The organism is Neorhizobium sp. P1_A6 (assembly GCF_056406795.1).
In genome coordinates this window covers 780123-790833 of the sequence record NZ_JBFTZM010000001.1, presented here as the reverse complement: position 1 = coordinate 790833, position 10711 = coordinate 780123, and the positions used below count along the sequence as shown (strand labels likewise).

9 protein-coding genes are annotated in these 10711 nt (G+C 61.5%); 2 read left to right on the top strand and 7 right to left on the bottom strand.

Annotated elements, in window-relative coordinates:
- Nucleotides 1–11: 11 nt before the first annotated feature.
- The gene (locus tag AC1D3C_RS03665; RefSeq protein ID WP_477481917.1) at nucleotides 12–884 is read left to right on the top strand and encodes an N-formylglutamate amidohydrolase; all 873 of its coding nucleotides are present in this window, start codon (nucleotides 12–14) and stop codon (nucleotides 882–884) included.
- Nucleotides 885–971: 87 nt separating this feature from the next.
- Here the strand turns inward: AC1D3C_RS03665 and AC1D3C_RS03660 are convergent, their stop codons facing one another.
- Nucleotides 972–1730: an SDR family oxidoreductase gene (locus AC1D3C_RS03660; protein ID WP_477481916.1), complete on the bottom strand. Its 759-nt coding sequence runs from the start codon at nucleotides 1728–1730 to the stop codon at nucleotides 972–974.
- A 100-nt stretch (nucleotides 1731–1830) separates the two neighbouring features.
- Here AC1D3C_RS03660 and AC1D3C_RS03655 point away from each other — a divergent pair, with 100 nt between their 5' ends.
- Nucleotides 1831–2730: an AraC family transcriptional regulator gene (locus tag AC1D3C_RS03655; RefSeq protein WP_477481915.1), complete on the top strand. Its 900-nt coding sequence runs from the start codon at nucleotides 1831–1833 to the stop codon at nucleotides 2728–2730.
- Between the two features lie 97 nt (nucleotides 2731–2827).
- Here AC1D3C_RS03655 and AC1D3C_RS03650 read toward each other — a convergent pair whose 3' ends face one another.
- From AC1D3C_RS03650 to AC1D3C_RS03625, 6 genes are all read right to left on the bottom strand, one after another.
- Complete coding sequence (locus AC1D3C_RS03650; protein WP_477481914.1) at nucleotides 2828–4114, bottom strand: SGNH/GDSL hydrolase family protein; 1287 nt, start codon at nucleotides 4112–4114, stop codon at nucleotides 2828–2830.
- Nucleotides 4115–4125: 11 nt separating this feature from the next.
- Entirely contained in the window at nucleotides 4126–4875 is a 750-nt protein-coding gene (locus tag AC1D3C_RS03645; protein ID WP_477481913.1) for an SDR family NAD(P)-dependent oxidoreductase, read from the bottom strand.
- Nucleotides 4876–4893: 18 nt separating this feature from the next.
- Nucleotides 4894–7218 (bottom strand): DUF4962 domain-containing protein, encoded by a 2325-nt coding sequence (locus AC1D3C_RS03640; protein WP_477481912.1) that lies wholly within the window; start codon nucleotides 7216–7218, stop codon nucleotides 4894–4896.
- Nucleotides 7219–7279: 61 nt separating this feature from the next.
- Nucleotides 7280–8848, bottom strand: coding sequence for an extracellular solute-binding protein (locus tag AC1D3C_RS03635; RefSeq protein WP_477481911.1), 1569 nt, complete (start codon nucleotides 8846–8848; stop codon nucleotides 7280–7282).
- 39 nt (nucleotides 8849–8887) lie between these two features.
- Nucleotides 8888–9769 carry a carbohydrate ABC transporter permease gene (locus tag AC1D3C_RS03630; protein ID WP_477481910.1) on the bottom strand — a complete coding sequence of 294 codons (882 nt, stop codon included), beginning with the start codon at nucleotides 9767–9769 and terminating at the stop codon, nucleotides 8888–8890.
- A 4-nt stretch (nucleotides 9770–9773) separates the two neighbouring features.
- On the bottom strand, nucleotides 9774–10703 hold the full coding sequence (locus AC1D3C_RS03625; RefSeq protein ID WP_477482005.1) for an ABC transporter permease: 930 nt from the start codon (nucleotides 10701–10703) through the stop codon (nucleotides 9774–9776).
- Nucleotides 10704–10711 lie beyond the last annotated feature (8 nt).

Genomic DNA, 10711 nt, shown 5'->3' with positions numbered 1-10711 from the left:
ACGAGACCAAGATGACAGAGCTGACTTTTGCCCCCGTCGAGATCGACGGCGTTCTCAAGATCATTCCGCCGACGGCACCGGCCGTCCCGCTGGTATTCGACTCGCCGCATAGCGGCCTGACATTGCCGGATTTCGAGCGAACGGTTTCCGACGAATTGGTGCGCGTCGCCTCCGACACCTACGTGGACGACCTTTTCGGCTTTGCGCCGTCGCTCGGCGCACCGCTGCTGATCGCCCATTTTCCGCGCAGTTTCCTCGATCTCAACCGGTCGCTGGAGGATGTCGACCTGGAAATGGTCGACGGTGAATGGCCTCACCCAACCCGCGACAGCGCCTCGGCTCGCCGCGGCATGGGGCTCACCTGGCGTTACGCCTGGGGCGATACGCCCATGTACTGCCGCAAGTTGACGGTGAAAGAACTCGAAGACCGCATCGACACCTATTGGCGGCCCTACCACCACGAAATGGTGCGGCTGCTCGATGAAACCTATGCGGCCTTCGGCAAGGTCTATCACGTCAACTGCCACTCGATGCCAGCGATCGGCCATGTGCTCTCGCCCGATCCGGCCGGCACAATCCGCAAGGATATCGTGGTCGGAGACTACGAGGGCGTGTCGAGCGAACCGGATTTCGTGAAACTGGTCGTCGAGACGTTGGAGGGGTTCGGTTATTCTGTATCGCTCAACGTGCCCTTCAAGGGCGCCGAGCTAGTCTCGGCCTATTCTGCGCCGGCCAGGAACCGGCACAGTATCCAGATCGAACTCAACCGCAAACTCTACATGGACGAGGATACCCGCGAGAAGATCGAGGGTTATGGCGAGGTGAAGGCCAATCTCGCCAAGCTCGGCGCGGTCATGCGCGACTACGTCATACGCGGAAGCTGAGAAGTATCGTGCGGCGTCGGGAAGATCAGATCCGACACGCGCCTCGACGACCAGATCAAGTCGGCCCGGCTTTTAAGCCGACATGCCTCAGCCGGCAGAAAGACCTGCTTCGCGGAACCAGGTCTGGGCATCGGCGCCGGCGGCAATCCGCATCGGCGCGTCAGGTTCCGTCACTGCACGCCAGACAGCCTGCGCCACATCTCCCGGCGTCGTCACCTCGCTCCCGGAGCGCAGCTCCTGGAGATAGTCGTGAACAAATGCGCTGTAAGGCTCGGGAATATCCATTCCCATGCGCGCCATGGCATTCTTCCCGAACCCTGTCGTCGGCGCCGAACCGGGCAACACCAGCCGCGCACGCACCCCGAACAATGCGGCCTCCAATGCCAGGCTTTCGGTAAAGGCGTTCAACGCCGCCTTGCTGGCGCTATAGACGGAAAGCGCCGGCAGCGGCTTGATCGTGACGCTGGAACTGACATTGACGATGACGCCTGAGCCGCGGGCGCGAAGCTGCGGCAGGACGGCCTTCGTCATGGCGATCGCGCCGAAGACGTTCGTCTCGAACAGCTCGCGGACTTCCCCCATGTCGGCGCCCTCCAGGACGTTCAGCATGCCGACCCCGGCATTGTTGACCAGAGCGTCGATGGCGCCCGCCGCCTCCACGGCCTTCGCGATGCTATCCGCGTCCGTGACGTCCAGGGGAAGGATGTTAAGCCGGTCGTGGCTCGGCAGCAGGTCTTCGCGCGGTCTCCGCATGGTCGCGACGACCTCCCATCCTCCGGCAAGAAAGGTCTCCGCGATGGCGAGGCCAAAACCGGAGGAGCATCCTGTAATGAGTATCTTGGACATTGTGCTTGTTTCCCGATGATGTGTGCCCTGAAGAGATGGACCAATCGAGATGGACTTTCTATATGCAATGATCCGGCATTGATTAGTGAAAGTCCGAATTATGTCCGACCCTCTCGCCGAAGTGGTTTCCCTGCTGAAGCCGAGCCCGTCGATATCGAAGCTGGTGACGGGAGGCGGTCGCTGGATCGTCGAACGTACCGAAATCGGAAGCCCCTTCTACTGCGCCGTCGTCGAAGGCCGTTGCCGCCTCAGCGTCGCCGACCGCCAGCCGATCCTGCTCACCGCGGGCGATTTCGTCCTGGTGCCGGATATCTACGCGTTCACGATGAGCAGCATGGACCCGCCATCTCGCGCTGCGCCCCCGCAGCGTCTCGAGACAAGTCCGGGCGTATTCCGACTGGGGGATCCCAAAGCTCCGGTCGAGGTCAGGGCCATGGTGGGGCATTGTGCTTTCGTCGCTCGCGAGCGAACTCTGCTTGTCTCGCTGCTGCCGGAGGTAATCCATGTCCACGGCGAGGATCGGCTGACCACGCTGGTCGGGTTGATTCACGATGAAACGCGCAACGGCCGCGTCGCGCGCGACATGGTGCTCGGCCGGCTGCTTGAAGTGCTGCTCATCGAAGCTCTTCGCTCGTTCGGCGGTGAAACGGCTCCGCCGGGCCTGTTGCGCGGACTTGCCGATCTGCAACTGGCAGAGGCGCTGCGTCGTATTCACGACGATCCGGGCGGCAACATAACAGTGGCGGCCTTGGCGCGGGATGCGGCCATGTCGCGGTCCACTTTTTTTGACCGGTTCCGATGCGAGGTCGGCGTAGCACCGATGGAATATGTAACGACCTGGCGCATGGCGCTGGCGAAGAAACTCCTTCGTCGTGATGTTGCGTTGGCCGACATTGCCCGACGCGTCGGCTACGGCTCGGCAAGCGCGTTCAGCGTGGCATTCAGCCGGCATGTCGGCACGTCGCCCGGAGCCTATTCGCGATACGCTCCGGATGAATGAAGGCGGCAGCAACTGGCGTTGATCTCGCGCTCCGGGAGCCTGCTTCCAGCCTCGCCGCTTTAACGCTGCTGAGCGACTGTCGCCGTCGAGCGCGCCTCTAAAACCGTGACGGCGGAACAACCTGTCGAAGGACGGGTGCAGTAACCCGCATGATCGCACGCGAAGTCGAGGGCGCGAGCTGCAGGCAAAGTCTGAGGCGCAGGCCGTGCATGGAGGTCTTCAGCCGGATCGGCGGCGTTCGCAGCAGTCCCTTCCAGGCTTCGCCGGGATAGGGGGCAAGTGTCCCCTCCCCGAGATCGAAGGGCGCCAGCGCCCGGGCGGTCAGCCCTTCCGGAGCCAGGTCTTGAAGCTCCAGCGAAATCTCGCGCCAGCCGTCATGCGCGTTGACGTCCACCAGGCAGCTTGCCTGTACCCAGGCGCCGGCCGGTAGTGGATTGCGGTAGTCACGATCGAGAATATCGATGGAGGCCTGGCCTTCGGAAAGCGAAACTTGCCAACCGTCCTGGCCGTCCGTTGATCCCGCCAGTCGCTCGACGACCACATCGGATCCGGAAACGCCGACTTGGCCGCGAAGCGATCCGATGTCGCGGAGAGAAGGATTGGGCAGAAGATTGCCCAAAGGATTGTTGACCGGATCGAACCTGTCGTCCGGAGCCGAGCGTAGGACGCTTGGCGGGGGAAGGAAACCCGCCAGATAGGCGGCCAGCGCCTTGCCGACGGCGTAACCGCCCGGCACCGAGAAATGGGTCCCGTCGTCGGAAAACCCGGCCTGCGGGACCCCATCGGCCGAACTCCAATCGACCCACGGCTCGTTCCAGTCGAAGACATGGCACCCTGCCCGTTGCGCCGCAAAGGCCAGGCTCTTCTGGTTGATCCAATGCGCCTTTGCCCGTTCCGGACCACCGGCCGCCCATTTCTGCGTGCCGCGGGCGAGGATGGGCAGAAGGATGACCAGCTTGCCGGCGGAAAGCAGCCGGTCAACGATCATCTCGCGGGTCGCCTGGATCACTTCCTTGGTTTCGACCATCATGTCGTTCGTGCCGGCATCGACGACGATGAGGTCGAAGTCGAGCTTGAGCACGTCGTCCAGCCGAAGGGCGATGTCGCGGGCCTTCTGGCCCGAAACGCCCGCGTTCAGTCCGCCGAAACCGCGGGTGACGCCGACCCTGCCGCTCGGTTCCCAGCCCGGATGCACGAGAGGATCGTGAAACACGCCGATCTCGAGTCGTCCCGCCAAAAGCACCTCCGCCCAGGCGACCCAGCCGCGTGCCGACGACCAGATGTGTCGTTCGCCGGCATGGTGGTTCTGCTGGACGAGCGATGTTCCAAGCAACGCGATGCGGCGGCCGTTGATCGGGCCATTGGTCTGAAATGTGCGCGTCACGTCCGCCGGCCTCACGAGAACAGGGTGCCGCCGTTGACGTCGTAGCAGGCGCCGGTAATGAAGGCTGCATCATCCGACATCAGAAAGGCGACGAGGCTTGCGACCTCTTGCGAACTGCCTTCGCGTTTCAAAGGCGTTGCCGCAGCGACGCGCTCACGCACTTCGGGCTTGGTGAACGTATCGTGGAAGGTTGTGGAGATCATGCCGGGGCAAACCGAATTGACCCGGATCTTTGGACCGAGCTCCTTTGCGAGTGCGCGCGTATAAGTCATCACCGCGCCTTTCGAGGTTGCATAGGCCAGCGCGCCGGGGCCGCCGCCGTCGCGCCCTGCCTGCGAGGCAAAGGTCACGATCGCGCCGTGGCCTCCCATCGCGGCTGTGGCCGCCTTCGTGGCGTTGAACAGCGAGGTGAGATTGAGGTCGATGACCTCCTGGAAGAAGGCTTGATCCATGTCTGCCAATGTCTTGCGCGCGACGATGCCGCCGGCGACGTGGACCAGCCCGTCGAGCCTACCGAAATCCGACAGCGCCTTGTCGACGGCAGCCTGCGCATCCGCAGCCTTGGTCATATCCGCCTTGATGGCGACGCCCTTGCCGCCTGCGGCAGCAATGGCCGCGATGCTGGCCTCCGCCCCGGCGGCCGAGCCGAAATAGGTCACCACCACCCGGGCGCCCTCCTCAGCCAGCCGTTCGGCACAGGCCCTGCCGATGTCGCGTCCGCCGCCGGTCACCAGGATGACCTTGTCTTTCAATCCGTTCATGGGAAATTCCTTGCGCAATCAGAAGTTCTTCGGGATGACGATCCGCAGCTGGTTGTCGTCGACATCGGTGAAATAGATGTCGGCGCTGAAGCCCTGGTCGTCGATGAAGTGGAAGACCCGCCTCGGTTCGTTCAGCGAATAAGGGACGAGGAGAGTCACGAGCGTGTGCTTGGTGGCCGGGGGAAGGCTTGCCTCGATATGGAATTGCGTTGCCAGCCCCTCGACTTCGACCGGATCGACGCCCTTGAAGCCCTCCACGAGCCGAACTTCAGGCGCGCCGGACGTGGAATGGACGAACTGCCCGTAGAGCCCGGCGCGTTCTCCGGTCAGCCGGAAGCTGTTCGATCCGACATCCATGGATCGGGTGGCATGGAACAGCCACTGGATCGACTTGGCCGTCGCGCATTCGACACGGTCGACGATCACCAGGAAATCGCTATGCGAGAAATAGATATCTCGCTCGGCGCGCAGGACATCCGGATCGGCGGCATGGTAGGCGGCAGTGGCATCGCCGCTGATGAAGACATGTGTCTTTTCTTCCCGGACCGCGAGGATCCGGCCGCCGGCCTTCTTGGCGATCGTCTTGTCGCCGTCCGCATACTGGCCCCTGCCTTCGATCAGGACGGCGTTCTTGGAGATCGTCTGGCGCCGCCAGTTGCGATGCATGGTGGAGTTGAAGGCGACATAATAGCCGCTCTGGATCGCCAGGTCCTCGCCGAAGGCATAAAGAAGGAAGGCGTTCTGGTCGCCGTGGCTGTGACTGAGGGAGCCGAAGGAACTGCTCTTGAACAGGAACTGGATATGCCGAGCAGGGTCGTCCATGTGTTTTTGGACGGCGACCCAGCCGATGTCCTTGAACCACTTGACCGGCGGCAGGTCGGAGGGCGCCCTTGCTTCGACCGGCGGATAATCATGGCGATAGACGAGATCGTCGAAATTGAGATCCCACCAGCCATAATTATAGAATTCCATCGCAGTGCCGGCCGCCCCCACGTTCAGGCGTTCGTAATACCATTGGTAATAGGGATTGCCCGTGACCCCGGCGAACTGACGGACATTGTATCCGACCTTGAGGCCCGGCGGATCGCCAAGTGTCGAGTCGTCTCCGAAACAGGCGCGGCGCGTCCCCGGCGCCTTTGTGTAAAGCGGAAAATCGCCGGTCTTCTGGAAGAACGGTCGCTGGTAGAGATCGACCTTGAGAAAGGCGCGGATCAGATTGGCCGCCTCGGTCAGATAGGCGATCCCGGTCATCCAGTAATGCGGCCCCTCGGCCCAGCCGCCATCCTTGCCGCCCCAGGGGGAATAAAGGGTGAAGAGGAATTCGACCGTATAGTCCAGCCAGTCCTCCGCTTCCTTCTCCTCGCCGGCCAGCGCGATGCAGGCGGCCGACAATGCCGCCGAAAGGGAGCGTACCGCATGGCTGTCATAGGGAAAGACATGGATACGCGCGCGCCACAGGACATGGTCGGCCACTTCGCGAGTGCGGGCAAGCAGCACATTTCGGACCTGGTGGCGCTCACCCTCATCCAGATGATCGTATAGCCAGTCGTAACCCCAGGCGAGCGCGGTGACGACGCGGAACGCCGCCTCGTCGTTGTAGGAGCGGCCGGTCGGGCCTTTCGTATCCCAGGCAGCAACGGACAGAAGCCAGGTCTTGGCCATGGCAATCAGGGCCGGGTCATCCAGGATCACGCCGCCAATGGCCAGATGGCGGATGGCATAGATGACCTCCTGGCAGTCGATATACATCTGCCGCCACAGCGTTGCGATGCGGATATTGTCCGGATAGGGGGAAGGCTCGGAAATTATCGCGCGCGATAGCCAGGGTTCGACGGAATTATGGAAGAAATTCTGCCAGCCGCAGTGATCGGGTGCCGACTTGAGCTTCTCCCGAAAGGCGATCACCCCATCGGGATTGAGCCATAGACGGGGATGGCGAAGGTCTCTCGCCTGAAGCCGGGCTTCCGCACGCGGCAGCTGCGTTTGCGGCAGGTCGGGAGTGATGTCGAACGACCGGACGCTGCTCCACCCCGAGGCGACGCGTTTTGCTTTGTCGTCCCAGAGCGCGAACGCCCAGGAATAGGAGCCGGGCTCGAATATCACGTCGGGCGTGAAGAAGTTCCAGGCCAGATTGTCAAAGACGTGCGTGACCCTGGGCGCGAAGTCCGGATCGGACGAGATCTTCAGAACGTAGCGGGCATCATCGTCAAGCGCCGGCAGCCAGCTGAAACGCGGCGGGTTCTCCTGGATGGGGGTGCCGTCCGGCTGGTATGTGATCGTCAGCGTGCCGGGCTTCGGCTCGTCGAGATACTGCAAACGGGGGGCTTCGGCGATTTTGGGCATCGCAGTGAGATCCTTTAAATGTATGGAGAAGAGGGGCGCGGACTGGCCGCGCCCGGAGGTGTCAGTTCTTGCCGTACTGGCGGTCGTAAGCCGTCTGCATGACCTTGATCACCTTGGAGAGGCCAAGCTGTTCGAGACGGGCCTGGTAGGCGTCCCAGGACGCCGTGACGTCCTGCGCGCCCAGCACCCAGGTCTGCTGCATCTCGGTCATATAGGTAAGCAGGCTCGGCCAGTACTTGTCGTAGGTGGCACGCTCCTTGGCATCCATGGAGACGCCGGTGAATTCCGGCTGCAGGAGGCCTGGCTCCTTTTTGTACATGGCGATGCCGTCGAGGGCCATCTTGTTGGTCCACTGCTCCTCGGACGGATAGGAGGCCCAGTAGCCGCGCGGTACGCCGGCGCCGATCTCCCACATCTGGGCGTTTACGGGCTTCGGATTGTGCAGCACGCTGTCCTTGTAGAGCGGCTTGCCGTCCTTCATGTCGTAATTGACGCCCTCGATACCCCAGTTGGACAGGATGCGGCCCTTCTCGGAGAACCAGAAGTCGAAATATTTGATCGTCTCGACCGGATGCTTGTTGCTGTAGGAGATTGCCCATCCGGCCGGCTGCACGGTGGCGCGGCGGCTGTCTTCGAACCGCTTGCCGGAAACCGTCTTCGGCGGCAGCATCGGCGCGAAATTGATGCCGGGAACGCTGTCCTTTAGAGCTTCGGTATAGTTCGAGGTGCTGGCGAACCAGTCATGCGTCATGCCGCCGATATTGTTGCCGAGCATGTATTCCCGATCGCGCGCGCCGCGCGTGAAGATCTCGGTATCGATCAGGCCTTCCTTGAACCACTGGGCGACTTTGGAAATCCCTGTCTTGTAGTTCGGCGTCGTCCACGGATGGACGATCTTGCCGTTCTCGACCATGAAATCGCCATAACGCTCCGACCCCGAGACGCGGGCATCCCACATGTTGATCAACCGCACCGCCTCGATCGGCTCGCGGGCGAAATACGGTACCTCGTCCTTCTTGCCGTTGCCGTTCGGGTCCTTCTCGCGAAACGCCTTGAGCACCGTGTAGAGCTCGTCGACATTGCCGGGCTCCTTGAGGCCCAGCTTCTCCAGCCAGTCCTTGCGGATGAACCAGGCGCGCGAATATTCGCCCTCCGGGACGTAGGGAATGAAATAGATATGGCCATCCGGCGCGCTGATCGTCTGGCGCACGACAGGATGTTCGTCGAAGAACTTCTTCAGATTGGGGGCATGTTCCGCGATGAGGTCGTCGAGCGGCTGGAATGCTCCTTCCATCCCGTAACGGATGAAATCGTCCTTCAGGCCGCCGGTGACGTCGCCGCCGACGATGTCCGGCAGGTTCCCGGACGCCATCAACAGGTTGAACGCGTCGCGGCTGTTGCTGGTGGCGAGAGACGCCACGTTCTTGACATGGATGCCGGTCCATTCGGCCGCCTTCTTCTCCACCGGCCAATTTTCCGTGTAGACGTATTTGTCACGAAAATGAAAGTGGATCGTCAGCTCGAGTGGATTGGTAACAATCTTGGTCGAGGCGTCCTGCGCATGGGCTCCGCCGACCTGCAGCAAGGCGCATGTGGCCAGCAGGGTAAGGCTTTTTCGAAAGTGTCTCATCCATTTCTCCTCCTTAAACAGATTTGGCTTTGACAGGCGTTATTCCTTCACCCCGCCAAGGGTGATGCCCTTGTTGAAGTATTTCTGGATGCTCGGATAAATGAGCAGGACCGGGATGATCGAGGCGATCATGATCGCTGCCGTCACCGTCTCGAACGAATAGCGCGACGTCATCAGACTGCTGGCGAACTCGTCATTGGCGCTCAGGTCGACGATGATCCGTTTCAGGTAGAGTTGCAGCGGGATCTTCTCTTCGCCGCGCAGAAGCACCATGGCCCAGAAATAACTGTTCCAGCGCGACACGATGCAGAACAGGCCGACCGTGATGATCGCCGGCTTGGAGAGCGGAATGAAGACCTTCCAGAGCAGCTGGAACTCGCTTGCGCCGTCCATCTTGGCGGCTTCCTCGAAGGATTTCGGGACGGCCTCGAAAAAATTGCGCAGCAGGATGACGTTGAAGGCGTTGCAGGCAAAGCCGATGATCAGCCCGAAGCGCGAGTCCAGCAGGCCGAGATCGCGCATGTTCAGGAAGAACGGGATCATTCCCGCATTGAACCAGAGCGTGAACGCCACCATCAGGTTCAGGAACTTGCGGCCGCGCAGCCGTGAGCGGGACAGGGCATAGGCGCCGGGGATCATGATCGCGAGGCTGACCGCGGTGCCGCCGAACGTGTAGATGAAGGTATTGCCGTAGGCGATCCAGAACAGCCGGTCCGAGAGCACGAACTTGTAGGCCGCAAGCGTCAGGTCCTTCGGGAAAAGGATAACCTGCCCCGAGGTGACCGCGGCACCTGAGGAGATCGATACCGCCAGAATGTAAATGAACGGATAGAGCGTCGACAGGACGAAGATGCCGATCAGCGCCGCATTGGCATATCCGAAGATCCGGTCGCCCCGGGAATAGAGGTTGAAATGTGCCATGACATCACCAGAGCGAGGTTGACGAGACCTTCCGGCTGATCCGGTTGGCCGTGAAGACGAGAGCAAAGGCGATGACGGCGTTGAACAGGCCGGCCGCGGTTGCGAGATCGTATTGGGTTCCCTGCAGGCCGGTCCGGTAGACGTAGGTCGAGACGACGTCGGCGGTGCTATAGGTGGCCGGCTGATAGAGAAGGATGATATACTCGAACCCGACCTCGACGAGGTTGCCGATGCGGATAATCAGCATGATGATGATCGTCGGCAGGATGCAGGGCAGCGTGATCCGCCATATCATCTGCCACCGCGAGGCGCCGTCCACCCGCGCCGATTCGTAGAGCGTCGGACTGACGCCGGCGATCGCGGCTAGGTAGACGATCGATTCGAAGCCTGCCTCTTTCCAGATGTTGGAGCCGATGAACACCGACCGGAACCATTCCGGCTGGGTGAGGAAATAGACCGGCTCGAACCCCAGGCTGGATAGGATGAGATTGATCACGCCCGTCGTCGGAGACAGAAGATTGATGACGATGCCGGCGACGATCACCACCGAGATGAAGTGCGGCAGGTAGACGATCGTCTGGGAGAACCGTCGGCCGAACTCGCTCTGCAGTTCGTTGAACATCAGCGCCAGGATGATCGGCACCGGGAAGGCGAAGATCAGCCCGAGCCCGCTGATGGTGATCGTGTTGACGAAGGCGCGGATGAAGATCTGGTCTTCGAGAAGGGTGCGGAAATTCTCAAACCCGACCCAGGGACTGCCGGCGATGCCGCGGAAGGGGCTGAAGTCCTTGAAGGCTATCTGCAGCCCTTCCATCGGCTTGTAGAGAAACAGCAGAAACCAGACGATCATCGGCAAGGCGAGCAGGTAGAGCTGCCAGTCCCGGCGAAGATCTTCGCCTATGCCTTTCAGATAGTGGGTCATCCTCGATGTCATCATCCACC

What these genes read in the sequence shown, in the direction of transcription:
- AC1D3C_RS03665 (WP_477481917.1), top strand. Translation starts at nt 12, where the DNA reads ATGACAGAGCTGACTTTTGCCCCCGTCGAGATCGACGGCGTTCTCAAG.
- AC1D3C_RS03660 (WP_477481916.1), bottom strand. Translation starts at nt 1,730, where the DNA reads ATGTCCAAGATACTCATTACAGGATGCTCCTCCGGTTTTGGCCTCGCC.
- AC1D3C_RS03655 (WP_477481915.1), top strand. Translation starts at nt 1,831, where the DNA reads ATGTCCGACCCTCTCGCCGAAGTGGTTTCCCTGCTGAAGCCGAGCCCG.
- AC1D3C_RS03645 (WP_477481913.1), bottom strand. Translation starts at nt 4,875, where the DNA reads ATGAACGGATTGAAAGACAAGGTCATCCTGGTGACCGGCGGCGGACGC.
- AC1D3C_RS03640 (WP_477481912.1), bottom strand. Translation starts at nt 7,218, where the DNA reads ATGCCCAAAATCGCCGAAGCCCCCCGTTTGCAGTATCTCGACGAGCCG.
- AC1D3C_RS03635 (WP_477481911.1), bottom strand. Translation starts at nt 8,848, where the DNA reads ATGAGACACTTTCGAAAAAGCCTTACCCTGCTGGCCACATGCGCCTTG.
- AC1D3C_RS03630 (WP_477481910.1), bottom strand. Translation starts at nt 9,769, where the DNA reads ATGGCACATTTCAACCTCTATTCCCGGGGCGACCGGATCTTCGGATAT.
- AC1D3C_RS03625 (WP_477482005.1), bottom strand. Translation starts at nt 10,703, where the DNA reads ATGACATCGAGGATGACCCACTATCTGAAAGGCATAGGCGAAGATCTT.